The following is a 24,459-nucleotide window of genomic DNA, read 5'->3' on the forward strand; positions in this document are numbered from 1 at the left end:
GCGAGCCTCCCAAGGCTCCGGACGCAAAAAAGCCGCTTCAGGGCATGGCCCGAAGCGGCTTTTTTTCGTCTTTCGCGTCGCCAGCAGGCTTGGGCGTTCAGCCCGGCGCACGCTCCAGCGGCGGCAAGGCCGCGCCGCGCCGCACGCTGACCTCGCCCAGGTCGCGCAAGAAGCGGTCGCGCCAGACCGAAACATTGTTCTCGCGAAGCTGCACCATCATGTCGCGATAGCGCGAGAGGCGCTCGGCGAGCGGCATAGAGAGCGCCTGGCCGAGAGCGTCGGCCATGCCGTCGATGTCGAGCGGATTGACGATCAGCGCGCCTTCGAGCTCCTGGGCCGCGCCCGCGAAGCGCGAAAGCACGAGCACGCCCGGATCTTCGGGGTCCTGCGCGGAAACGTACTCCTTGGCGACGAGGTTCATGCCGTCGCGCAGCGGCGTGACATAACCCACGTGCGACGCGCGGAACAGCGCCGCCAGCACCGAACGCTCGTACTGGCGGTGGATGTACCAGATCGGCGTCCAGTCCAGTTCCGCGAAGCGGCCGTTGATGCGTCCCGACTCCGCCTCGAGGCGCAGACGGATGTCCTGATAGGCATGCAGGTCGGCGCGCGTGGGCGGCGCGATCTGCACGAACGAAACCTTGTTGCGCTGCGCCGTCGAGTGGTCGAGCAGGCGCTCGAACGCGCGAAAACGCTCCACGAGCCCCTTCGAATAGTCGAGCCGGTCCACGCTCATGATGACCTTGCGCCCGTGCAGCGTGGCCTTGAGCGTGCGCACCGGCTTGCCGCGCTCGCCGGCCTTGGCGAGTTCGGCGATCTCGTCGGGATACACGCCGATCGGGTAATCGCCCGCGCAGAGCGTCTGTCCGAACGCCTCGATGCGCGTGAGGCCGTTCGCCTGCTTCTCAATCGCGCCCCCCGCCTCGTTCACGATGTAGTCGCAGAAGGCGCGCACATCGGGCTTCGTCTGGAAGCCGAGCAGATCGAACGAGCACAGCGCCTCGACCAGTTCGCGATGCGGCGGCACCGCCAGCAGCACCTGTGAGGCCGGAAACGGAATATGCAGGAAAAAACCGATGCGATTTTTCACGCCCGCCGCGCGCAGCGCCCGGGCGAACGGAATCAGGTGATAGTCGTGCACCCAGATCACGTCGTCCTCGCGCAGGAGCGGCACGAGCTGCTGCGCGAGCCACGCGTTCACGCGGCAATAGCCTTCGTATTCGTGGCGGTCGTACTGGACGAGATCGGCGCGGTAATGGAACGCGGGCCACAGCGTGGCGTTCGAAAAACCGCGATAGTACTGGTCGTAGTCGCGCCGCAACAGGCCGATGGTGGCGAAAGTCACCGGCCCGCGCTCCTCGAGCGCGATCTGCGGCTGGCCGGAGGTGAGCACCTCCCCGCTCCAGCCGAACCACATGCCGCCGGTTTCCTTCAGCGCGTCGTACACGCCGACCGCCAGGCCGCCCGCGGCCGGACCGCCTTCAGAAATCGGCGCGACGCGGTTCGACACGATGATCAATCGGCTCATGAGGTGCAGGGTCCGTACGGTAAATCGGAAAAGCGTTGCGCGCGCAGGGCGGCGGCGCGCGGCGGGTTATCAGCAAGAGCCAGGAGGCGACGCATGAGTGGGGTCACCGGGCGCCGGGCATGGCCGCGACGATCGACGCGAGCCAGCCGAGCAGCGCCTCGACCGACTCCACGCGCGAGCGCGCGATGGTGTCGCCGCCGCCGACCTTGATCGACAGCCCGCCCAGGGCGTTGACGACGGCAAAGCCCTTCTCGTCGGTCAGATCGTCGCCGGCGAACACCGGGTTGCGGCCTGCGAACGGCGGCTCGTCGAGAAACGCGCGCAGCGAGCGGCCCTTGTCGACGTCTTTCGGCTTGATCTCGTAGACCATCTTGCCGGGCTGGAGCACGTAGGCGTCGGCGTAGTCGGCGGCGAGGCGCTCGGTCGCAGCGCGCGCGGCGCCCTCGTGCTCGGGCGCGTTGCGGTAGTGCAGCGCGAGCGAAGCGCCCTTGATCTCCAGCAACATGCCCGCGTGGGTACGCACCACCTCGGCAAGCACCTGCTCCATGTGCAGCAGGCGCTGGTCGTTGAAGCCGACGCGCTGCGTGTCGCCGTTGGCGTCGCGCCGCTCGGCGCCGTGCAGGCCCGCCACGGGGATGTCGGGCATGCCGAGAAAGCCATCGATGCTGTCGATGCCGCGCCCGGACACGATCGCCACCGCGCCATGCGTCGCACGCCGCAGTTCGTGCAGCAGCGCGAGCATGTCGGGCCGCACGAGCACGCCGTCGGGCGTAGGCGCCAGATCGACGAGCGTGCCGTCGAAATCGAAGAAAAATGCCGTCTGTTCAGGCGGCAGGACTGCCGGAAGTGCTTGCATTACGTTCTTTTCGTCCCTCGGCCTCGCGGCCGGGTATGGTCCGGACCGCGAGCGGACACCGGAGAAAGTGTGCGAATCTTACCGCGCCTTCAGTCGATTTTCGAGAAAGTAAGGGGCTGAAGAGCCGGGCAGCGGCCGCCGCGGCCCGGAATCCACCCCACGCGGTCTCATCATACGAATCGCCGCCACCGGCGCTGAGCGGGGCTTTGCGCCCGCTGCGACATATCGGCGCGCAGCGGAGCGCTTGCGACGGCGCGAGTCCAATTTTGCTACAGTCGCAGCCACAAGCCGAGCCTCCATGCCTCCCGCGCGCGGCCGGCCAGATCAATCGAGTCAACGAGCCTGCCATTGTTCCCCACTCCCGCGCTATCGCTTGCTTCATCGCTGGTTCGATCGCCAAGCACGTTGCACGCCCGCCTCGGCCGCGCAACGTGGTGCGTGCGGCGCGCGACGGTCGCGGCGGCCGTGTCGGGCGCGATGCTGCTCGGCGCATGCTCGCATCCTGGCGAGCCATGGCAGTTGACGAACGTGAGCGGCCACCTGCCCGACCTCGACTTCGCGCTCACGGACGACACCGGCCAAAACGTCACGGCCGCGAACTTTCGCGGCATCACCACGCTCGTCTACTTCGGCTACACGCACTGCCCGGACGTCTGCCCGGAGACGATGGCGCGCCTGATGCAGGTCATAGCAAAACTCGGCCCCGATGCCCGCAACGTGCGGATACTCTTCGTGAGCGTCGATCCCGCACGCGACACGCCGCAGGCGCTGCACGCCTACGTGGGCGCGTTCGACGCGCAGCACGCGCGCGGCCTGAGCGGCACCGATGCGCAGATCGAATCGCTCGCGCAGCGCTACCGCGTCGCGTACCAGATGGAAAAGCGCGACCCCGACGGCAGCTACGAGGTCACGCACAGTTCGGCCGTCTATGTGTTCGACGCGCAAGGCCGCGCGCGCCTGCTCGCCACCGACCACGACACGCCGGACGCCATCGTCCACGACCTGCGCCGCGTGATCGACGCGCCCGCATGAACGCATGCCCGCCCGAGCCCCCATCATCGAGTCTTACTTGCAACCGCAAACGCAACAGGAAGAAACCTCATGACGAACAACCTCAAGTCGCTCACCGTCTCCCTTGGCTGTGCACTCGGCATGCTCGGCTCGCTCGCCGCCTTCGCGCCGGCCGCGTACGCCGCCGGTACGGTCACCGCGCAGAACGCCTGGGTGCGCTGGCTGCCCAACGACCTGCCGGCCGCCGGCTACGTGACGCTGAAAAACGACGGCGACCAGCCCGTCGACCTCGTGAGCGTGTCGAGCGATGCCTACGGCATGGTCATGCTGCACCAGACCGTCTCGAACGGCTCGACGCAGAAAATGGTGATGGTGCACAAGGCGACGGTGCCCGCGCATGGCACGCTCGCCATTGCGCCGGGCGGCTACCACCTGATGCTGGAAAAGGCGCAGCACAAGATCGCGCCGGGCGACACGGTAAACGTGAAGCTTCAGTTCTCCGACGGCGAGACGCTGAACACGCCGTTCGCAGTGAAGCCACCTTCGCAGCAGTAATGCGCGGCGTCGTTGCGCGCGCAAGCAACCTGAACCCGCGATGAGCCCACCGCCATGCTCGCGATGACCCTGCTCTACTGGCTCCAGCCCTGGGAGCCTTCGCCGACCGTCATGATCGCCACCCTGCTCACGGCGGTTCTGTTCGTGCGCGGCAAGCGGCATGCGCGCGTGTCTCTTGCGCGGCAGATTTCGTTCTGGTTCGGTCTCGTGGCGCTCTACGTCGCGCTGCATACGCGGCTCGACTACTTCTTCGAGCACGAGTTCTTCATGCATCGCGCGCAGCACCTGGTGCTGCATCACATCGGCCCGTTCTTCATCGCGCTCGCCTACCCCGGCGCGGCACTGCGCGCGGGCATTCCGTTCAGGCTGCGGCAGCGTATCGTGCGGCCCGTGCTCGCCGCGCGGCCCGTACGGGTGGCGCTCGACATCGTGATGCACCCCGTCGTTGCGGTCACGCTGTTCGTCGGGCTCATCTACTTCTGGCTCTTTTCGCCGATCCATTTCATCGCGATGCTCGACTGGCGTCTGTATCGCGTGATGAACTGGAGCATGGTGATCGACGGGCTGCTGTTCTGGTGGCTCGTGCTCGACTCGCGCCCCGCGCCGCCCGCGCGCCTCTCGCCGGGCAAGCGCGTGCTGGTGGTGATCGCGGCCATTCCGCCGCAAATCGTGCTCGGCGCGTTCATCTTCTTCACGTCGCGCGAGCTCTATCCCGTCTACTCGATCTGCGGACGCGCGTTCACCTGGCTCTCGCCCATGCGCGACCAGCAGATTGGCGGTCTGCTGCTGTGGATTCCGGGATCGATGATGAGCGTGGTGGGCGCGCTGATCGCGCTGCGCCACTGGATGCGGCTATCCGCGCGCGGACGCTTGCAGCAGGACCGGCGCCCCGGCGCTCGCGCCAAAGACAGCGCGCCCCACGACGAAGGCGACACGCTGCGCACCTGAGCGCACCTGATCGCACCTGAGCGCGCTCGCGGCATGCGAGGCCCGCAGGTTATGCCGAGCGCATCCAGACGTGCGCAATGCCGTCCTCGTCGTGGATCTCGCCCACGGGCGAAAAGCCGAACGCGCCGTAAAACTTCTGGAGATGGGCCTGGGCATGCAAACGCATCGCCACGTCCGGCCATTGACGCCCGATCTGGACGATGGCGCGTTCGAGCAGCGCATTGCCGAGCTTGATGCCGCGATGATGCTGCGACGTCACCACGCGGCCGATACGCACGTCGGCGTCCTCGGCATCGGGCAGCAGCACCCGCAGGTAGCCCGCGAGCTCGCGCACGCCGTCACGCTCGCTCCACGCGAACAAGTGCCACGCGCCGAAGTCGAGACCGTCGATGTCGCCGTACACGCAGTTCTGCTCGACGACGAACGCGTCGGAGCGCAGCTTGAGCATGGCGTAGACGTCGCGCGCATCGAGTGCGTCGAAGGCTTTCCATTGCCAGTCGAATTGGGGAAGCGGCAAGGCGGGGGACTGCACGGTCATGATCTGTGATTTCCGTCAAAACATCGCGAATGCCCACGATTATGCCGTGCGCGGCCTCACTTGCGCCGGCGCGGCTGCTCGTACTTGCGCCAGTACTGGAACGCCTCCTCGTGCAGGTCGATGTCGAGATCGACGATGCGCGCCTGCATGCTCTCTTGCGCGTCGGCGATGGCCTTGTTGTACACGGCCGGCGCGATTTCTTCGAGAAAGAAGCCAAGCAGCGCGCCCGCGGCGATGTTGCCGATCGGCTCCTCCATGTTGGCGTCGAAATAGCGCTGGATGGACGCGATCGCCTCGGTGCGCGCGTCTTCGGGGAGTTCGATGGGCATGTCGGGAGGCCGCAGTGATGGCGTTGCGGCTATTGTGCGTCAGCGGCGCTCGATGCCTGCACAAAAATGGACGCGAAAAAAGCAAAAGCCACCCGAAGGTGGCTTTTGCTTTGCATCTGGAGGCGCGAGCCGGAGTCGAACCGGCCTAAACGGCTTTGCAGGCCGCTGCATAACCGCTTTGCTATCGCGCCAGAAGCGGACTGACCGGACTACGGAACACGCCAAAAACTGCTTGCGCCCGCAACGACCGGACAGATTTGTTTGATGACCCGATACTGTGATCCAGGCCTGCCAAACAAAAAGGGAAGCGCTGCTTCCCCTTGGCATTTGGAGCGGGAGACGAGTCTCGAACTCGCGACCTCAACCTTGGCAAGGTTGCGCTCTACCAACTGAGCTACTCCCGCAAATGTCCTGCTTTTTACTGCACTGCCTTACTGCTTCGGCACTTCGTTTTTCTACCGCAAAAACGCCGCACCTTAAAATCTGGAGCGGGAGACGAGTCTCGAACTCGCGACCTCAACCTTGGCAAGGTTGCGCTCTACCAACTGAGCTACTCCCGCATTTTGCTTCCGATTTCGCTTAACTACCGCTTATCTTCTGCTATCTCCACCGCATCTACTTGCTTGCTGCTGTTTCGTCGCAGCGGAGAAGTGAGATTATGTATAACCCGCTGAATCGTGTCAACCCCTTGCGGTGATCTTTTTAAAAAAAGCCGCATGGGGGTCGCAGCACGGTTCACGGGCGTCTGCTCAAAGGCTCCCCCGCTCGCGGATCTGCGGCCATGCGAGCTTCATGTAGTAGAGCATCGACCAGATCGTGAGGAAGGCCGCCACGTAGATGAGCCACGCGCCCCACACGCGCGAGTCGAACAGCGTCACGCCGCCGAGCGTGAGCGGCGCATAGAACAGCAGCATGGGAATCGCGACCATCTGACACGCCGTCTTGAACTTGCCGAGCGAGTTCACGGCCACGCTCTTCGACGCGCCGATCTGCGCCATCCATTCGCGCAAGGCCGAAATGGCGATCTCGCGGCCGACGATCACGAGCGCGATCACCGCGTCGAGCCGCTGGAGATGCACGAGCACGAGCAGTGCCGCCGTCACCATGAGCTTGTCCGCGACGGGATCGAGAAACGCGCCGAACGACGACGTCTGATTCCACTTGCGCGCGAGAAAGCCGTCGAACCAGTCGGTCAGCGCCGCCAGCACGAAGAGCAGCATCGCCGCCACGTTCTGCTGCATCGGGGAAAGCATCGTCTGCGGCAGATAGAACACGCCTACCACGAGCGGAATCGCCAGGATCCGCAGCCAGGTCAGGAGAATCGGAATATTGAACGGCATCGGCTGGCGCTATCGGTCGGGGAAGATGCAATTATGGGAGATGCAATTGTGCCGCGTCGCCGCACGTGCCACAAGCAACCGTAAGGAAGGCCCGGCGAGCCGGTCCGGACCGCCCGCCGCGCGCATCAGTGAAGCTGCTGGTAGATCTGCTCGGCGAGCGCGTGCGAGATGCCCTCCACGCTCGCGAGATCCTCCACGCTCGCCGCCATCACGCCGCGCAAGCCGCCAAAGCGCGCGAGCAGCCGCTGCCGCCGCTTCGCGCCCACGCCTTCCAGTTCCTCGAGGCGCGAGGTCTGCCGCGTCTTGCCGCGCTTCGCGCGCATGCCCGTAATGGCGAAGCGGTGCGCTTCGTCGCGGATCTGCGCGACCAGCATGAGCGCCGCGCTCTCCTTGCCGAGTTCGAGCGGCGCGCGGCCGTCGGCGAACACGAGCGTTTCGAGACCCACCTTGCGCCCCTCGCCCTTCGCCACGCCCACCAGCATCGCCGGATCGAGACCCAGTTCGGTGAACACCTGGCGCGCGATCTCGACCTGCCCCTTGCCGCCGTCGATCAGCACGATGTTGGGCAGCGTGCCGCCGGGCGCGGGCGCCTCGGCGGCCTCGACACCCTCGGCCGTGTCCGGCAACGCGCTGGGATCGGCGGGATCGGGGGCCGGCGCCCGCACCGGCGACTCATCGGGCTCGGCGCGCGCGGCCTGCGCCACCATCTTCTCGTAGCGGCGCGTGAGCACCTGGCGCATCGCGGCGTAGTCGTCGCCGGGCGTGATGCCGGTGATGTTGTAGCGCCGGTAGTCGCTCGATTGCATCTTGTGATGGTGATACACCACGCATGACGCCTGGGTCGCCTCGCCCATCGTGTGGCTGATGTCGAAACACTCGATGCGCAGATGCGCGAGATCGTCGAGTTCGAGCCCGAGCAGTTGCGCGAGCGTGCGCGTGCGGGCCTGTTGCGAGCCCTGTTCCGAGAGCAGCCGCGCGAGCGCGAGGCGCGCGTTCTGCTCGGCCATCGCGAGCCACGCGCGCTTCTGGCCTTGCGGCTGGCGCAGCAGCACGACCTTGTGGCCCGCCTGCTCGCCGAGCACGTCGACGAGCTCGCGGTTCGCGGGTGGATGGCTCACCACGAGCACCGGCGGCACGCGATTGCCGAAGTAATGCTGCGCGATGAACGCATCGAGCACTTCGGACTCGATGCCGATTTCACGCTTCCGGCGCCCGCCTGCACTTGCTGCGGGCGCATCGCTTCCGGCCGCTGCGGCGGCGACATCGTCGCCGGCGTCCTCTTCCTCGTCCGCGAGATCGGCCGCAATGGCGAGCGGGTCCGGCGCGGCGGCCTCGTCCTCATGAGCGGCGTTCTGCTGCTCCTCGTCCACGAAATCCGCCACCGTCTTGCGCGCAAGCGACGGCAGGGACTTCAGCGCGCTTGCCGCAACCACGGTGTCGCTGTCGATGTCCTCCGCGACGCCGCCCTCCTCGTCCGTCAGCGCGCGCTCGACGTGCGCCGGGAAGTAAGCCTTGTCGCCCAGATGCCGCCCGCCGCGCACCATCGCGAGATTCACGCAGACGCGCCCGCCCAGCGCCACGACCGCGAGAATGTCGACGTCGCTTTCGCTGCCCGTTTCGATGGCCTGCTGGTGCAGCACGGTCGACAGCGAGCTCATCTGGTTGCGCACGGCCGCCGCCTGCTCGAACTTCAGATCGGCGGCGAACGCGTGCATCTTCGTTTCGAGCTCCTTCATCACTTCGTTCTGGCGCCCGAGCAGAAAGCGCGACGCGTTGCTCACGTCGCGCGCGTAGTCCTCTTCGCTGATCGCGCCCACGCAAGGCGCCGTGCAGCGCCCGATCTGATGCAGGAGGCACGGCCGCGTGCGGTTGTTGAACACCGAGTCTTCGCAGGTGCGCAACTGGAACACGCGCTGGAGGATCTGGATGCTCTCGCGCACGGCCGAAGCGCTCGGGAACGGCCCGAAATACTGGTTCTTGCGATCGACCGCGCCACGGTAGTACGCCATGCGCGGAAACGTGTGTCCCGTCAGCTTGAGAAACGGATAGGACTTATCGTCGCGAAACAGGATGTTGTAGCGCGGCGTGAGCGCCTTGATGAGATTGTTCTCAAGCAACAACGCCTCGGCCTCGGAGCGCGTGACCGTGGTTTCGATGCGCGCGATGCGCGAGACCATCATCGCGATACGCGGCGAGAGTTGCGTCTTGGTGAAATAACTCGACACGCGCTTTTTGAGATCGCGCGCCTTGCCGACGTAGAGCACCGCGCCTTGCGCGTCGTAATAACGATAGACGCCGGGCAGGTGCGGTAACTGCGCGAGCGTCTTTTTCGGGTCGAAAACGTCGGTGTCGGTCATCCAGTTCCGGGGACGGGTAAGGCTTCGAAGTCTTTGTGGCGCGATGGCCACGCTGGTCGCTCCGGCCACTCGGTCATTTGAGGGCGTTGCGACCCGCGCCGCCGTCGCGACGCGTTCATGGCGGTATCCTAGAATCGCAAGTTTAGATCATTCCGTGCCGCGCCGAACCTGCCCGCCTGCGCCCGCAAATGGCCACAGATGGCCGCAGATGCCCGCATACCGGCCGCGCCGCGTCACCAGCACACCGCAATCGCCATGACAGAAGCCCGCTCCCCCACTAGCGCTACCGGCGCGCCCATTGCCTGCGACCTGTTCTGCGCCGTGATCGACAATTTCGGCGACATCGGCGTGTGCTGGCGGCTCGCGCGGCAACTCGCGCACGAGCACGGCTGGCAGGTGCGCCTGTTCGTCGACGACCTGCATGCGTTCCAGAAGCTCTGCCCCACGCTCGACACAGACCGCGCGACGCAAAGCGTCGAAGGCGTGCTCGTCGAGCACTGGCACGCGCCCGCGCACGCCGGCGACACGCTCCAGATCGCCGATGTGGTGATCGAGGCGTTCGCCTGCGAGTTGCCTCCCGTCTATGTCGCCGCGATGGCCGCTCGCACGCGCAAGCCCGTCTGGCTCAATCTCGAATACCTGAGCGCCGAGGACTGGGTGGCCGACTTCCATCTGCGTCCCTCGCCGCATCCCCGCTACGCGCTCTCCAAGCATTTCTTCTTCCCCGGCCTCGGTCCCGGCACCGGCGGTGTGCTCAAGGAGCGCACGCTCGACGCCGAACGACTCGCCTTCGAGCGCTCGGCCAACGCGCGCGAAACCTGGTGGCGCAACGCGACGGGCGGTCCGCCGCCCGGCCCCGAAACCACCGTGATCTCGCTTTTCGCCTACGAGAACCCGGCCATCGCCCCCTTGCTCGAACAGTGGCGCGACGGCGGCAAGCCGGTTTTCCTGCTCGTGCCGGAGGGCCGCATTTCGGGCGCGCTGGCGCGATTTTTCGGCGTCCCGGCATTCGGTGCGGGCTCGCAGGCCACGCGCGGCGCGCTGCATGCGCAAGCGCTGGCGTTCACCGAGCAACGTGGCTATGACCCCTTGCTCTGGGCAAGCGACCTCAACTTCGTGCGCGGCGAGGACTCTTTCGTGCGCGCGCAGTGGGCGGCGCGGCCGTTCGTCTGGCACATCTACCCGCAAGCCGACGACGCCCATCTGCCGAAACTCGACGCCGCGCTCGCCCACTACGGCAGCACGCTGCCCGAAGCGCCGCGCGCCGCGCTCGAGCGTTTCTGGCATGCGTGGAATGGCCGCGGCGCGCCCGATTGGGCCGATTTCGCCCAGCACCTGCCCGCCTGCCGCGCGCGCGCAAGCGGTTGGGCGGGCGAAATGGCGCGGGTTGGCGACCTCGCTGGAAATCTAGCCGAATTCGCAAAAAGTCAGTTAAAATAAGCGGTTATCCGACGGCAGCCGTCTCAAGCGCTTCGACTTCGGCGCCCCTCGCGGTGAGCTTGCCAAAGCACACCAAACAGGGTCGCACCATCCGAACCCGCTTGCGACGTTTGCCGCCGCGCACACTCGAAGCTACTCAATCTGGACAGGACAGTTTTTTACTATGAAGACCGCACAGGAACTCCGCGTCGGCAACGTCGTGATGATCGGTAACGACGCGATGGTCGTGCAGAAGGCCGAATACAACAAGTCGGGCCGTAACTCCGCCGTCGTGAAGATGAAGTTCAAGAACCTGCTGACCGGCGCGGGCATGGAAACCGTGTACAAGGCCGACGACAAGTTCGACGTCGTCGTGCTCGACCGCAAGGAAGTGACCTACTCGTACTTCGCCGACCCGATGTACGTGTTCATGGACGCCGACTACAACCAGTTCGAAGTCGAAGGCGAGATGATGGGCGACGCCCTGAACTACCTCGAAGACGGCATGGCTTGCGAAGTCGTGTTCTACAACGAGAAGGCCATCTCGGTCGAACTGCCGACCGTGCTCGTGCGCGAAATCATCTACACGGAACCGGCTGTCAAGGGCGACACGTCGTCGGGCAAGGTCCTGAAGACCGCCAAGCTGCACACCGGCTTCGAGCTGCAAGTGCCGCTCTTCTGCAACATCGGCGACAAGATCGAAATCGACACGCGTACGAACGAGTACCGCAGCCGCGCCTAAGGCAGCACGTTCGCGGGCAATTGCAGCGTGAGCGGCATCCGCCCGCGCTGCCCCTCGCGGCAAAAGGCCGGCACCGTCGTCAAAGCGCCCCTCGGGGCGCTTTTTCTTTTTTTCCCGAACGTGTATGTTTGAGACTGCCACGGGAAATCCTTACCGGTTTTGCACGCGCATTAGCGTACTTCCTGCCGCTGCGGCGCGGGTGGCCACGCAGGCTGCGGTGCGCGGCGGCAAGGAATGTCTCGCGGCACGATTTCTGCTGTGAGGGTGATCGAGCGTGCTTCGCGCATGGTCTTTCCCCGAACAGGAGAAACACGATGAACAACGACATTGCTGAAGGCAAGTGGAAGCAGTTGATCGGCAAGGCCAAGGCGGCGTGGGGCGAGCTGACGGACGACGAGCTCGTGAAGGCCAAAGGACAGGCGGATCGCCTGGCCGGCCTGATCCAGGAACGCTACGGCAAGACGCGTGACGAAGCGGAACTGGAAGTGCGCCGCTGGTTCGACGCGCACCGGCCGCGCGACTGACGCGCCGTTCACGGCATGGCCGGTACGGCCGCCCACTTGCAGGCAACAGGGGGTTTGCGCAGACGCCAGGGCGCCATGCGCCCGCGGCTTGACCCGTTGCACGGCCGCCGGTGGCAATGCGCCCGGCAGCGCCGTCGCGCCCCCGCCCTGGCGCAGCACAACTGGGAGGACCGCAACTGAAACACCTGCTTCGAGACATCCCGGTGATCTCGGTGAAACCTTTCGTATCGTGCCGCGCTTCCGCGCGCCGCGCAGCCGTCTGCCGGGGCGCCCGCGCCATCCGTGCGCGAGCCGCCGGCGCGACCGCGCTCATCCGTAAGCCGCTACCGCCATGCCACACGCCCTGATTGTCGAAGACGATCCGAACAGCCTGTCAGGTCTCTCAGCGATCCTGTCAGCCGACGGATTCTCCGTCGACACTGCCGCCACACTCGCCGAGGCGCGCGCCGCGCTCGCGCGCTTTATCCCCGACGTCGTGCTCGTCGACCTGAACCTGCCCGATGGCGGCGGCCTCGAACTGCTCCCGCATCTGCCCGCGCAACCGCCGGGCGGCGCGCTACCCGTCATCGTGATGACCGGCAACGCCACGGTGGAAAGCGCGATCGAAGGCCTGCGCCACGGCATCTGGGACTATCTGCTCAAGCCGGTCAATATTCCGCGCCTGCGCAGCCTGCTCGCGCGGATTCCGCGCCCCTACGAGCTGACCGAGGAGGTCCGCACGCTGCGCGCCGCGCTGCGCCAGATGGGGCGCTTCGGGCCCATGCTCGGGCGCAGCGGCGCGATCCAGCATGTCTACGACACGCTCGAACAACTCGCGCCCACCGAATCCGCGATCCTCGTGCACGGCGAGGCGGGCACCGGCAAGGAAGTCGCCGCACGCACGCTGCACCAGTTGAGCCGCCGCCGCAAAGGGCCGTTCGTCGTGTGCGACGCCCGCGCGCTCGTTGCCGAGGCGGCGAGCGGACGACCGCTCGCGAGCGTGCTGTTCGGCCACGAGCGCGGGGCGTTCAGTGGCGCGGAGCAGCGCGAGCCGGGCCTCGTCGATCAGGCGGGCGGCGGCACGCTCTTCATCGACGAGCTGACCGACCTGCCGCGCGAGCAGCAGGAAACGCTGCTGCGCGCGCTCGATTCGCAAACCTTCATGCGCGTGGGCGGCAACAGCGAGGTGGGCACGGACTTCCGCCTCGTCGCCGCCACGCGGGCCGTACCGCGCGAAGCGGTCCAGCAAGGCATGCTGCACCAGGATTTGTGGCTGCGCCTCGACGCAGCGGCGCTGCCGTTGCCGCCGCTGCGCGAGCGCGACGATGACGCCGCGCTCCTCGCATGCGCGTGTGTCGACGAGCTCAATCAGGACGCGCTGGTCCACGGCATGGCGGGCGCGTCGCGCCTCGTCGCGCCGTCGTTCATCCGCGAATGCCTGGCCTACGACTGGCCCGGCAACGTACGCGAGTTGCAGGAACGCGTGAAGCGCGCGTGGCACGCGTCGGGCGAGGTGCTGGAAACCTTGCAGGCCGAGGAAAGCAGCGGCGCGAGCTCGCGCGACATGAACGGCGGCCGCGTGCAGGTGACGGTGGGCACGCCGCTCGCCGACGTGGAAGAGATGCTGATTCGCGCGACGCTCGACGCCGTGGGCGGCACGCGCCACCGCGCGGCGTCCCTGCTCGGCATCAGCCCGAAGACGCTCTACAACAAGCTGCAACGCATGCGCCTGAACTGAAATGCGCTGAGCGGCCGATAAAAAAGGCGGCCCTTCGTCACCGAAGGGCCGCCTTTTCTCTTTCCAGCTGCGTGTGGCGTGCGCTGCTTCGCTCAGGGCAAAACGCTGCGCAGCAGCGCCTGCGCTTCGACGTAGCCGGGGTCGGCCGCGAGCTTGTCCCAGCGCTGCGCCTTGCCGCGCGCGCGCATGCGCCTGATGCGCTGGCCCGACGCCTTCGCGGCACGGCGCGGCTCCACGTTGCGCAACGCGTCGAGCACTTTTTCCGCCTCATGCGGCTGGTTGCAGATCAGCACCATGTCGCAGCCGGCCTCGAGCGCCGCGCGCGCGCCCTCCACGAGCGTGCCGCCCTGGCGCGCCGCTTCCATCGAGAGATCGTCGCTGAAGATGGCGCCGGTGAAACGCAGCCGCTTGCGCAGAACCTCTTCGACCCAGATGCGCGAGAAGCCCGCCGGCTTCGCATCGATCTTCGGATAGATCACATGCCCCGGCATGACCGCCGAAAGCGAAAGGCCGAGCCAGTCATAAGGCAGTGCGTCCTCGCCGAGGATCGCTTCGAGCGGACGTTCGTCCACGGGCACCGCGACGTGCGAATCGGCCGTGGCGAAGCCGTGACCCGGAAAGTGTTTGCCGCAATTGGCCATGCCCGCAAGCGAGAGACCGTGATTCAGGCTCTTGGCGAGCAGCGTGACGACGCGCGGGTCACGATGGAACGCGCGGTCCCCCACCACCTTCGATTGCCCGTAGCCGAGATCGAGCACCGGCGTGAACGAGAGGTCGATGCCGCACGCGCGCAACTCGCTCGCGAGGATGTAGCCCACTGCCGTCGCGAGCTTGGTGGCGAGCAGCACGTCCTTGTCCCACAGTTCGCCGAGGCGCCCCATGGCGGGCAGCACCGTGAAGCCGTCGGTGCGAAAGCGCTGCACGCGGCCGCCCTCGTGGTCCACGGCGATCAGCAGGTCCTCGCGCACCGCGCGAATCGCGTCGGTGAGCGCGACGAGCTGCGCGCGGTTCTCGTAATGCCGCGCGAACAGGATCACGCCGCCCGTCATGGGATGCGCAAGACGGCGCACGTCGTCGTCGGTCAGCGTGGTGCCGACCACGTCGAGCATTACCGGTCCGGAAAGTCTCTTCATCGATCAGTTTTTGCGTAGATGCCGCGCCGCGCGCGGCGTGGGATGCGTGGGATATCAGCCGTTGATTTCGGCGACCACGAACGACACCGCGTAATCGCGTTCGTCGGTGATGCTCACGCGCGCCGTGATGCCGCGTTCGTCGAGCCACTGCGCGAGTTCGCCCGAAGCGACGATCACCGGCCGCCCGCCCGGCTCGTTGAGCGTTTGCATGGCGCGCCAGGTCATCGGCATGCGCATGCCCATGCCGATCGCTTTCGAGAACGCCTCCTTCGCGGAAAAGCGCGTGCACAGGTAAGCGAGCCCGCGCGCCTCCGAGCGCGCCTTGCGCGCCTCGTACACGGCCAGCTCGTCCGGGCCGAGCACGCGCGGGGCGAAGCGACCGTTGGTGCGCTCCATGACCGCCGCCACGCGGCTCACCTGGATGATGTCGGTGCCGATACCGTAGATCGCCATGAGACTCCCGAGTATGGATGTCGATTGCGTGAGCGTTGCGCTTGCGCCCTGCGGGAAGCCCGGTTCAGGCGCGCGAGCCCAGACGCGCCGCAACCATGATCGCCTTCATTTCGCGCACCGCGTTTTCCCAGCCCGCGAAGATTGCGTGCGCAACGATCGCGTGGCCGATGTTCAGCTCGACAATACCGTCGATGGCGGCGATCTGCTGCACGTTCGTGTAGTGCAGGCCGTGTCCGGCGTTCACCTTCAGGCCGAGGCTGTTGCCGCAGTTCACGCCCGCCACCACGCGCTCGAATTCGCGCTCCTGCTCGCCCGCGTCGTGCGCCTCGGCGTAGCGGCCCGTGTGCAGCTCGATCACGGGCGCGCCCGCTTCGTGCGCCGCGCGGATCTGCGTTTCGTCCGGGTCGATGAAAAGCGACACGCGGCAGCCCGCTTCGGCCAGTTGACGGCACGCGGCGGCAACGGCGTCGAAGTGGCCCGCGACGTCGAGGCCGCCTTCGGTCGTGAGCTCCGCGCGCTTTTCGGGCACGAGGCAAACATCTTGCGGCTGGATCTCGCAGGCGATGTCGAGCATCTCGGCCGTCACCGCGCACTCGAGGTTCATGCGCGTTTTCAGTTGCGGGCGCAGCGCGCGCACATCGGCGTCGACGATATGGCGGCGGTCCTCGCGCAGGTGCAGCGTGATCACGTCGGCGCCCGCCTCTTCGGCGAGGAGCGCCGCGCGGATCGGATCGGGATAAGCAGTGCCGCGCGCGTTGCGCAGCGTGGCGACGTGGTCGATGTTGACGCCGAGGTCGATCACGTTGGGCGAAGTGAGAAAGAAGCTCATAGGTTCTGCAAGTCGATCAGGATCTGGCGCGTCGCGAGCGGCGTGCCGCCAAGGTAGTTATTCAGCAGGAAGCGCATGAGCGCCTTGCTCTGCGCAACGGTTTGAGGCCGATGGTAATCGTCCTCTTCCATATCGAGCAACGTCTGACCCGAGAGCACCGGCCATTGCACGGGCCACTCGTCGGAGGCCTCGCGCACGCCGCGTTCCGGATCGAACACGTAGCGACCTTCGGCCACCACGGTCTTGCGGCTCACGGTGCGGTTGAGCGCGAGCGCGTAACCCGCCTCGCGCAACAGCACGCGCTCGAACGAGCGTAACACCTGCACGGGCGGCTCGTCGTGCGCGAGGCGCGTGAGCGTGACGACGTAATGGCGAAAGAGTTCGGGGTGGGGATCTTCGCGCGCGATGAACTTCACGAGCAGCTCGTTCACGTAGAAGCCGCACAGGAGCGCATCGCCCGTGAGCGGCAGCATGCCGCCCACCCACTCGGCGCCGGTGAGCGTGCGCACTTCGCCCTTGCCGGTCCACGAGAGCGCGAGTGGCTGGAAGGTTTGCAGCACGCCGCGCAGCGCCGAATGGGGGCGCTTTGCACCCTTCGCGACGAGCGCGACGCGGCCGTGGTCGCGCGAAAGCACATCGATGATGAGGCTGGTTTCGCGGTACGGGTAGCTGTGCAGCACGAAGGCGGGCTGCTCGGCGATGCGGTAGTCGGGAGTCGTGCTGCGTGAGGCGCGCGGCAGTTGCGAGCGCGCGGTCGTCTTGCGGGCGGGACGCGGCTGCGCGCGGCCTTCGAGCGTCGCGTCGGCGCCTTCTGTCATCGCGTTGCGCGTTGCGCCGCCTTTCGTGGCCTTTGCGTCCTTGGCGGCCTTGGTGGTCTTTCTGCCTGCCGTACCCGAGCGGCGCGTGCCAGGGGCTTCGAATGCCTCGTCCGAGGCATTCGTTTCGTCGGCCTGCGCTTCATCGGGCGCGGGCCAGTCGTCGTGCAGGGTTCCGGCTGCGCCGTCACTCATACGCGGTGCCCGTCGTGCTTACTCGTAACCGTAGGCGCGCAGCCCGGCTTCGTTGTCGGCCCAGCCGCTCTTCACCTTCACGAAGGTTTCGAGGTACACGGGGCCGTCGAACAGCTTTTCCATGTCGACGCGCGCCTCGGTGCTGATCTGCTTGAGCTTTGCGCCCTTCTGGCCGATCACCATCGCTTTCTGCGTATCGCGCTCGACAAGGATCGTCGCGAAAATGCGGCGCAGGCGCCCTTCCTGCTCGAACTTGTCGATCAGGACGGTGCTCGTGTACGGCAATTCGTCGCCGGTCCAGCGGAACACCTTCTCGCGCAGGATCTCGGCGGCGAGGAAGCGCTCGCTGCGGTCGGTGAGGTCGTCTTCACCGTAGATCGGCTCGCCTTCGGGCAGATACGGCTTGAGCGTCGCGAGCAGGCGCTTGATGTCGGCGGGATCGTTGGCCGAGAGCGGCACGATCTCGCGGAACTCGCGCAGACCCTGCACCTGCTGGATGAACGGATACAGCGTGCCTTTGTCGGTCACGCGGTCGATCTTGTTGGCGATCAGGATCGTGGGCGCATTCGGCGGAATCAGGTCGAGCACCTTCTGGTCGTCGGGGCCGAACTTGCCGGCCTCGATCACGAACAGCACGGCGTCCACCGAACTGAGCGTCGAGGTCACCGCGCGATTGAGCGAGCGGTTGAGCGCGGTGCTGTGGCGCGTCTGGAAACCGGGCGTGTCGACGAAGACGTACTGCGCGTCGTCGATCGTATTGATGCCAGTGATGCGGTGGCGCGTGGTCTGCGCCTTGCGCGACGTGATGCTGATCTTCTGGCCGACCAGCGCGTTCATCAGCGTCGACTTGCCAACGTTCGGACGGCCGACGATCGCGACCATGCCGCAACGGAAGCCGGCAGGAGTGGAAGTGGGAGCGTTCATGATCGGACCGGAATAAAAATACGGGAGGCGCGCCAGTGGCGCGCGCAGGTGGAATCAGTGGCCGGCATCGGCCGCGCGCACGGGAATCGCCGCGGCGATTTCGGCGTGCGCTTCAGGGTCGGCATCGGTGGCGCTTTCGGCCGGCGCCGGCGCGTCGCTCGCGCTCGTTGCCGCCGCTTCGCGAACACGCAGTGTGGGGCGGGCTTCGGCAGCAGGTGCGGCGTTTTGCGCACGCTCGACCGGGCGATGCGCGGATTCGGTTTTCGCCGCGCCCGAACGATGGCCGATCGCACCGACCGACGGCACGCCGTCGGAACTCGCGGGCTTGTCCTTCTCCGCCGGACGCTCCTGCACATGCGCCGCGCGGATGACCGCCAGCGGCGCACCCTGCGCCGCCGCGGCGCGCTCAGCGCCCTCGCCTGCCGCAGCGCCTTGTGCCGCCGTACGCGCAGCCGCGCGCTCGCGGCGCTCCGGCGCGCGCAGGTCGAGCGCGCCCTGCACGCCCGTCACGCCGGGGACGACCTCAGGTTCGGTTTTCGGGGCGCGTGCGCCCTTCGAACGGCGCGGCTTGGCGACCAGCGCGGGCGCCGCCGCCATCACCTCGTCGAGCGCCTTCTTCGCTGCGGCCTGCTCGGCCGCGCGACGGCTCGCCCCCGAACCCGACACCTTCACGTCGAGCTTGGGCACCGTGCATTCGACTTCGAACTGCTGATTGTGCGCCGCACCATGCGTTGCGACGACCGTATAGGTCGGCAGCGCAATCTTGTGGCCCTGGAGATACTCCTGGAGCAGCGTCTTGGCATCCTTGCCGAGCGTGCGTGGGTCGATGTGATCGAGAATCGGCACGTAGAGGCGCTTGATGACCGTCTGCGCTGCGTCGAAGCCGCTGTCGAGGAAGATCGCGCCGAAGATAGCCTCCAGCGCGTCTGCAAGGATCGACGGGCGGCGGAAGCCGCCGCTGCGCAACTCGCCCTCGCCAAGACGCAGGCCGTCGGCAATATTGAGGGCCTGAGCAATTTCGTAGAGCGACTGCTGCTTGACCAGATTCGCGCGCACGCGCGAGAGGTCGCCTTCGTCCAGCTTGCCAAAACGTTGGAACAATAGGGCAGCCACCGCGCAATTTAGAACCGAATCACCGAGGAATTCGAGGCGTTCGTTATGCGTGGCACTGTGACTGCGGTGGGTCAAAGCCTGGCGCAACAATTCCGCATTGCGAAATTCGTAGCGCAAACGGCTTTCCAACGGAGATTGGGGCATGGGGAGAGTATAACGCGCCCGCCGCCCCCCGCGAAAACGCGGGGTGGCGGGCGAAAAACCGTGATGAAGCGACGTTACCGAGGGTTCTTCAAGTAGCGCGCGAAGATGCGATGCGCGTGATTCGAACGAGACGTCCGTTCGAGCAACCGTTTTTTCTTGCTGCGTGTGTTGCGGTTACGCGCGGCATCTTCGTCGCGATGTGCGTGCACAGGGCGCGCACATCAAGTGCGACTCAATGGAATGCGCCAACGCGCTTCAGATTGCTGAAGTTCATCCAGATGAAGAACGCGCGGCCCACGATGTTCGCGTCGGGCACGAAGCCCCAGTAGCGGCTGTCCGCACTGTTGTCGCGGTTATCGCCCATCATGAAGTAGTGGCCCGCGGGCACCTTGCAGATCACGCCGCGTGCGTTGTACTGGCAGTTGTCGCGATACGGATAGTCCTCGGCGCCCACGATGAACGGCGGCACCGCGGGGTTGTTGAGGATGTTGTTCTTGCGGCCGAAGAGGTCCTGCGTGAACTCCTTCGCGTAGCCAATGCGCTCTTCGTCGAAGTAGTCGCCAACGGACGTTTCGGGCACCGGCTTGCCGTTGATCGTGAGCTGCTTGTCCTGGTAGGCAACCACGTCGCCCGGCAGGCCGATCACGCGCTTGATGTAGTCGACCGACTCGTCTTTCGGATACCGGAACACGACCACGTCGCCGCGCTCGAGCGGGCGTCCCTGCGTGACCTTCGTGTTCGTGATCGGCAGGCGAATGCCGTAGTCGAACTTGTTCACGAGGATGAAGTCGCCGACCAGCAGCGTGGGCACCATCGAGCCCGACGGAATCTTGAACGGCTCGACGACGAACGAGCGTACGAGGAACACGATCAGGATGACGGGAAAGAAGCTTGCCGTGTATTCGAGCCACCACGGCTGACGCAGCTTTTCGTTACGCAGGTTCTGACGCGTGACGGGCGCGTTTTCATCGGCGAAACGCTCGCCGATACGCTCCTGCTGACGATCGAAATCCGCAACCGCCGCATCGGCGGCGAGACGCCGGCGCGGCATGAAAACCAGTTTGTCTGCAACCCACGCTACGCCCGTCAAGACGACGAGCACAAAGAGTATCAGCGCAAAATTCATGTAGAGATCCGTTGTGCGGCTTATTTGTCTTCGACACGAAGGATGGCGAGGAAGGCCTCTTGCGGAATCTCGACCGAGCCGACCTGCTTCATGCGCTTCTTGCCTTCCTTCTGCTTTTCGAGCAGCTTTTTCTTGCGCGTGATGTCGCCGCCGTAGCACTTGGCCAGCACGTTCTTGCGCAGCGCCTTGATGTTCTCACGCGCGATGATGTGCGCGCCGATCGCGGCCTGGATGGCCACGTCGTACATCTGGCGCGGGATGATCTCGCGCATCTTCGCCGCCACTTCCCGGCCGCGGTACTGCGATTGCGAACGGTGCACGATGATGGACAACGCATCGACCTTGTCGCCGTTGATCAGCATGTCGACCTTCACGACGTCCGCACTGCGGTATTCCTTGAACTCGTAGTCCATCGACGCATAGCCGCGCGACACCGACTTCAGGCGGTCGAAGAAGTCCAGCACGATTTCCGCCATCGGGATTTCGTACGTGAGCTGCACCTGGCGGCCGTGGTACTGCATGTTGATCTGGTTGCCGCGCTTTTGCGTACAGAGCGTGATGACCGAACCCACATAGTCCTGCGGCATGTACAGGTTCACGGTCACGATCGGCTCGCGGATCTCGGCGATCTTCGGAGGCTCCGGCATCTTCGCCGGGTTCTCGACCTTGATCAGCGTGCCGTCTGCCTGCACGACTTCGTACACCACGGTCGGCGCCGTGGTGATGAGGTCCATGTCGAACTCGCGCTCGAGACGCTCCTGCACGATTTCCATGTGCAGAAGGCCCAGGAAGCCGCAGCGGAAGCCGAAGCCGAGCGCCTGCGACACTTCCGGCTCGTATTGCAGCGAAGCGTCGTTGAGCTTCAACTTTTCGAGCGATTCGCGCAGCGCGTCGTACTGGTTCGCTTCGACCGGATAGAGACCCGCGAACACCTGCGGCTTCACTTCCTTGAAGCCCGGCAGCGGCTCGGTGGCCGGCTTCGCGACGTGCGTGACGGTGTCGCCCACCTTGGTCGCGGCCAGTTCCTTGATGCCGGCGATGATGAAGCCCACCTGCCCCGCCGAAAGCGATTCCAGGTTACGCGACTTCGGCGAGAACACGCCCACGTGCTCGACCGGATACTGCGCGCCGGTGGCCATCAGCTTGATCTTGTCCTTCGGACGCAGCGTGCCGTTGACGATACGCACGAGCATCACCACACCGACGTAGTTGTCGAACCACGAGTCGATGATGAGCGCCTGCAACGGCGCTTCCGGATCGCCCTTGGGCGGCGGCACCTTGGCGATGAGCGATTCGAGCACGTCGTCCACGCCGAGGCCCGTTTTCGCGCTACAGCGCGTGGCGTCGGTCGCGTCGATGCCGATCACGTCCTCGATTTCCTCGATGGCGTTTTCGGGGTTGGCGGCGGGCAGGTCGATCTTGTTGAGCACCGGCACGACTTCCACGCCGAGTTCGATCGCGGTGTAGCAGTTCGCCACCGTCTGCGCCTCGACGCCCTGGCTCGCGTCCACCACGAGCAGCGCGCCTTCGCACGCGGAGAGCGAGCGGCTCACCTCGTAGGAGAAGTCGACGTGGCCCGGCGTATCGATCAGGTTCAGGTTATAGACCTTGCCGTCACGCGCCTTGTACGTGAGGGCTGCGGTCTGCGCCTTGATCGTGATGCCGCGCTCGCGCTCGAGATCCATCGAGTCGAGCACCTGCGATTCCATTTCGCGGTCGGACAAGCCGCCGCACAGCTGGATGATGCGATCGGCGAGCGTCGACTTGCCATGGTCGATGTGCGCAATGATCGAGAAGTTACGAATATGATCCATTCAGTGCCGATCAAGCGAAAAAGGCGCGCCCCAACGAAAGCTGGGCACGCCTCGTAAACAGATGAAAAACCGGACTATTTTAGCCGAAAAGGGGTCCCACAGGCGAACCATCCGCTGAAGTGGCGGACAGGTCATCTCGCGGGGCACGCATCGCGCGGCAAGCCGGAGGAAAGTTTTACACCCCGCTCGGCGGCGCCGGCGGCACGCTCGGCACATCGGCGCCGAGCCCGAGCGTGGCGCGCACGCGCGCTTCGTCGAGCCGATAGTGGCACAACTCGATGCCGTCGCACACCAGCACCGGCACGAGTTCGTCGTAGCGCGCCTGCAACGCGGGGTCGGAATCGACATCGATCACGTCGAGCCGCGCGCCCGCCGCAACCGCGAGCGGTTCGAGCGCCACGCGCATGTCCTCGCACAAGTGGCACCACGCGCGGCCGTACAGCACGAGGTGCGCGCTCGCCCGTGCGAGTGCGCCCGGCGCTGCTGTCGTCGACCGCATGGGCGTGCGCATGGACTTACTTCTGCCCCGGCGCGCGCGGACGGATCGGCACGAACTGCGTGTTGTCGCCGCGCCGCACGAGCACCGCCGCCATCTTCTGCGTGTCGAGACGCGCGGTCACGTCCTGGAACTGCTTCGCGCTGGTGATATCCGTGTCGCCCACGCGCAGGATGATGTCGCCCTTCTGGAGACCGGCGCGGGCGGCCGGGCCGTCCGCCGAATCCACCAGCACGCCGCCCTTGATCTTGAGCTGGGCCATCTGGTCGGCGGGAATATCGACCACGGCGAGACCGAGCGTATTCGACGCACGGGGCTTGGGCTCCGGCGCCTTTTTCGGGTCGGCCTTGGCGCTCTTGTCCGTCTGCATCTCGGCAACCGTGATGGGCAGGTCGCGCGTCGCGCCCTTGCGCCAGATCGTGATGGTCGCCTTGGTGCCCGGCTTCGTGTCGCCCACCATGCGCGGCAGGTCGGTCGCGGTATCGACGTTCGCGCCGTTGAACTTCAGGATGATGTCGCCCGGCTGAATGCCCGCCTTGTCGGCCGGACCGCCCGGTTCGACGCTCGAAACCAGCGCGCCTTGCGTCTTGGGCAGACCGAGCGAGTCGGCCACATCCTTCGTCACCTCGCCGATCGCCACGGCAATGCGGCCGCGCGTGACCTTGCCGCTCGTCTTGAGCTGATCCGCCACGCGCATCGCCTCGTCGATCGGAATCGCGAACGAGATGCCCATGAAGCCGCCCGTGCGGCTATAGATCTGCGAGTTGATGCCGATCACCTCGCCCTGCATGTTGATGAGCGGGCCGCCCGAGTTGCCGGGGTTCACGGCCACGTCGGTCTGGATGAACGGCAGGTAGTCGCCCGTGTCGCGTCCCTTCGCGCTCACGATGCCCGCGGTCACGGTGTTCTCGAGGCCGAACGGCGAACCGATCGCCACGACCCACTCGCCCACGCGCACCTTGTTCGAATCGCCCATCGTCACAGCCGGGAGATTCGAGGCCTGAATCTTTACGACGGCCACGTCGGTGCGGTCGTCCACGCCGATCAGCTTGGCCTTGAATTCGCGCTTGTCGGTGAGCGTCACGTAGATGCTGTCCGCGTCGTCCACAACGTGCGCGTTGGTCATCACGTAACCGTCGCTCGAGAGGATGAAGCCCGAACCCACGCCGCTGTTCTGTTCGCTGTCGTTGCCGCCGTCCGGGCCCGAATCCGAGCCGCCGCCTTGACCGCCACCCTGCCCGCCGCCCTGGCCACCCTGGCCGCCACGCGGCGACTGGCCCTGCGGTCCTTGCGGAAGCGGAATGCCGAAGAAGCGGCGGAAGAACTCCGACATGTCGCCGTTGTCCATGCCCGGCGGCAGGCCGCGCTGGGCGCTCGACACGCGCGTGGTGGTACGGATATTGACGACCGACGGCCCCACCTTGTCCACGAGGTCGGCGAAGTCGGGCAAATTGGCGGCCGGCGCCGCCGATGCCACGTGCGGCGCGAACGGCAGGCACGCCGCCACGACCGCGGCCGCGAAGAATTTGCGCAGCGGGAGAATCGTCATATCG

General features: G+C 66.1%; 23 protein-coding genes and 3 tRNA genes. 7 read left to right on the plus strand and 19 right to left on the minus strand.

Annotated elements, in window-relative coordinates; translation table 11 throughout:
- Positions 1-97: 97 nt before the first annotated feature.
- Both otsA and otsB read right to left on the minus strand, forming a co-directional pair.
- Complete coding sequence (gene otsA, locus C7402_RS14385; RefSeq protein ID WP_116611111.1) at positions 98-1,528, minus strand: alpha,alpha-trehalose-phosphate synthase (UDP-forming); 1,431 nt, start codon at positions 1,526-1,528, stop codon at positions 98-100.
- 103 nt (positions 1,529-1,631) lie between these two features.
- Positions 1,632-2,384 (minus strand): trehalose-phosphatase, encoded by a 753-nt coding sequence (gene otsB / locus C7402_RS14390; RefSeq protein WP_112171247.1) that lies wholly within the window; start codon positions 2,382-2,384, stop codon positions 1,632-1,634.
- Positions 2,385-2,861: 477 nt separating this feature from the next.
- On the opposite strand from otsB, the gene C7402_RS14395 reads away from it, so the two are divergent.
- The 3 genes from C7402_RS14395 (at position 2,862) to C7402_RS14405 (ending at position 4,898) form a co-directional block, all read left to right on the plus strand.
- A complete protein-coding gene (locus C7402_RS14395) occupies positions 2,862-3,416 on the plus strand; it encodes an SCO family protein (RefSeq protein ID WP_116611235.1) in 555 nt (184 codons plus the stop codon).
- 120 nt (positions 3,417-3,536) lie between these two features.
- Positions 3,537-3,950, plus strand: coding sequence for a copper chaperone PCu(A)C (locus tag C7402_RS14400; protein WP_373864433.1), 414 nt, complete (start codon positions 3,537-3,539; stop codon positions 3,948-3,950).
- 63 nt (positions 3,951-4,013) lie between these two features.
- The gene (locus C7402_RS14405) at positions 4,014-4,898 is read left to right on the plus strand and encodes a cytochrome c oxidase assembly protein (protein WP_112171466.1); all 885 of its coding nucleotides are present in this window, start codon (positions 4,014-4,016) and stop codon (positions 4,896-4,898) included.
- 49 nt (positions 4,899-4,947) lie between these two features.
- Here the strand turns inward: C7402_RS14405 and C7402_RS14410 are convergent, their stop codons facing one another.
- The 7 genes from C7402_RS14410 to uvrC form a co-directional block, all read right to left on the minus strand.
- Complete coding sequence (locus tag C7402_RS14410) at positions 4,948-5,436, minus strand: GNAT family N-acetyltransferase (RefSeq protein ID WP_112171249.1); 489 nt, start codon at positions 5,434-5,436, stop codon at positions 4,948-4,950.
- A gap of 56 nt (positions 5,437-5,492) precedes the next feature.
- On the minus strand, positions 5,493-5,765 hold the full coding sequence (locus C7402_RS14415; protein ID WP_112171250.1) for a DUF2164 domain-containing protein: 273 nt from the start codon (positions 5,763-5,765) through the stop codon (positions 5,493-5,495).
- A gap of 117 nt (positions 5,766-5,882) precedes the next feature.
- Positions 5,883-5,956 (minus strand) — tRNA-Cys (locus C7402_RS14420).
- 137 nt (positions 5,957-6,093) lie between these two features.
- Positions 6,094-6,169: transfer RNA gene (locus tag C7402_RS14425), tRNA-Gly, on the minus strand.
- A gap of 80 nt (positions 6,170-6,249) precedes the next feature.
- A tRNA-Gly gene (locus C7402_RS14430) sits at positions 6,250-6,325 on the minus strand.
- A gap of 189 nt (positions 6,326-6,514) precedes the next feature.
- Positions 6,515-7,105: a CDP-diacylglycerol--glycerol-3-phosphate 3-phosphatidyltransferase gene (gene pgsA, locus C7402_RS14435; RefSeq protein WP_112171251.1), complete on the minus strand. Its 591-nt coding sequence runs from the start codon at positions 7,103-7,105 to the stop codon at positions 6,515-6,517.
- A 125-nt stretch (positions 7,106-7,230) separates the two neighbouring features.
- Positions 7,231-9,462, minus strand: coding sequence for an excinuclease ABC subunit UvrC (uvrC, locus tag C7402_RS14440; protein WP_112171252.1), 2,232 nt, complete (start codon positions 9,460-9,462; stop codon positions 7,231-7,233).
- A gap of 255 nt (positions 9,463-9,717) precedes the next feature.
- Here uvrC and earP point away from each other — a divergent pair, with 255 nt between their 5' ends.
- The 4 genes from earP to C7402_RS14460 all read left to right on the plus strand — a co-directional run bounded on the left by earP (position 9,718) and on the right by C7402_RS14460 (position 13,864).
- On the plus strand, positions 9,718-10,902 hold the full coding sequence (earP, locus tag C7402_RS14445; protein ID WP_244314853.1) for an elongation factor P maturation arginine rhamnosyltransferase EarP: 1,185 nt from the start codon (positions 9,718-9,720) through the stop codon (positions 10,900-10,902).
- Between the two features lie 163 nt (positions 10,903-11,065).
- Complete coding sequence (gene efp, locus C7402_RS14450) at positions 11,066-11,623, plus strand: elongation factor P (RefSeq protein ID WP_112171254.1); 558 nt, start codon at positions 11,066-11,068, stop codon at positions 11,621-11,623.
- Positions 11,624-11,937: 314 nt separating this feature from the next.
- A complete protein-coding gene (locus C7402_RS14455) occupies positions 11,938-12,147 on the plus strand; it encodes a CsbD family protein (protein ID WP_112171255.1) in 210 nt (69 codons plus the stop codon).
- A 331-nt stretch (positions 12,148-12,478) separates the two neighbouring features.
- Positions 12,479-13,864, plus strand: coding sequence for a sigma-54-dependent transcriptional regulator (locus C7402_RS14460; protein WP_116611113.1), 1,386 nt, complete (start codon positions 12,479-12,481; stop codon positions 13,862-13,864).
- A 92-nt stretch (positions 13,865-13,956) separates the two neighbouring features.
- On the opposite strand, the gene nagZ is transcribed toward C7402_RS14460, so the two are convergent.
- The 10 genes from nagZ to C7402_RS14510 all read right to left on the minus strand — a co-directional run bounded on the left by nagZ (position 13,957) and on the right by C7402_RS14510 (position 24,455).
- Positions 13,957-14,997, minus strand: a complete 1,041-nt coding sequence (nagZ, locus tag C7402_RS14465) for a beta-N-acetylhexosaminidase (protein WP_116611114.1) — start codon at positions 14,995-14,997, stop codon at positions 13,957-13,959.
- 54 nt (positions 14,998-15,051) lie between these two features.
- Positions 15,052-15,450 carry a holo-ACP synthase gene (acpS, locus tag C7402_RS14470; protein ID WP_116611115.1) on the minus strand — a complete coding sequence of 133 codons (399 nt, stop codon included), beginning with the start codon at positions 15,448-15,450 and terminating at the stop codon, positions 15,052-15,054.
- Positions 15,451-15,514: 64 nt separating this feature from the next.
- Positions 15,515-16,279 (minus strand): pyridoxine 5'-phosphate synthase, encoded by a 765-nt coding sequence (pdxJ, locus tag C7402_RS14475; RefSeq protein WP_116611116.1) that lies wholly within the window; start codon positions 16,277-16,279, stop codon positions 15,515-15,517.
- Entirely contained in the window at positions 16,276-17,289 is a 1,014-nt protein-coding gene (gene recO / locus C7402_RS14480) for a DNA repair protein RecO (protein WP_116611117.1), read from the minus strand. Before recO ends, pdxJ begins: the two co-directional genes overlap by 4 nt.
- Before the next feature lie 18 nt (positions 17,290-17,307).
- Complete coding sequence (gene era / locus C7402_RS14485) at positions 17,308-18,213, minus strand: GTPase Era (protein ID WP_112171261.1); 906 nt, start codon at positions 18,211-18,213, stop codon at positions 17,308-17,310.
- Positions 18,214-18,267: 54 nt separating this feature from the next.
- Positions 18,268-19,470: a ribonuclease III gene (gene rnc, locus C7402_RS14490; RefSeq protein ID WP_116611118.1), complete on the minus strand. Its 1,203-nt coding sequence runs from the start codon at positions 19,468-19,470 to the stop codon at positions 18,268-18,270.
- A 232-nt stretch (positions 19,471-19,702) separates the two neighbouring features.
- Positions 19,703-20,596 carry a signal peptidase I gene (gene lepB, locus C7402_RS14495; protein WP_116611119.1) on the minus strand — a complete coding sequence of 298 codons (894 nt, stop codon included), beginning with the start codon at positions 20,594-20,596 and terminating at the stop codon, positions 19,703-19,705.
- 20 nt (positions 20,597-20,616) lie between these two features.
- A complete protein-coding gene (gene lepA, locus C7402_RS14500) occupies positions 20,617-22,410 on the minus strand; it encodes a translation elongation factor 4 (RefSeq protein WP_116611120.1) in 1,794 nt (597 codons plus the stop codon).
- Between the two features lie 175 nt (positions 22,411-22,585).
- Positions 22,586-22,921 carry a glutaredoxin family protein gene (locus tag C7402_RS14505; RefSeq protein WP_224042491.1) on the minus strand — a complete coding sequence of 112 codons (336 nt, stop codon included), beginning with the start codon at positions 22,919-22,921 and terminating at the stop codon, positions 22,586-22,588.
- Between the two features lie 4 nt (positions 22,922-22,925).
- Positions 22,926-24,455, minus strand: a complete 1,530-nt coding sequence (locus C7402_RS14510; RefSeq protein ID WP_116611122.1) for a DegQ family serine endoprotease — start codon at positions 24,453-24,455, stop codon at positions 22,926-22,928.
- Between the last annotated feature and the right edge of the window lie 4 nt (positions 24,456-24,459).

Source organism: Paraburkholderia unamae, from assembly GCF_003096875.1.
GTDB lineage: Bacteria > Pseudomonadota > Gammaproteobacteria > Burkholderiales > Burkholderiaceae > Paraburkholderia > Paraburkholderia unamae.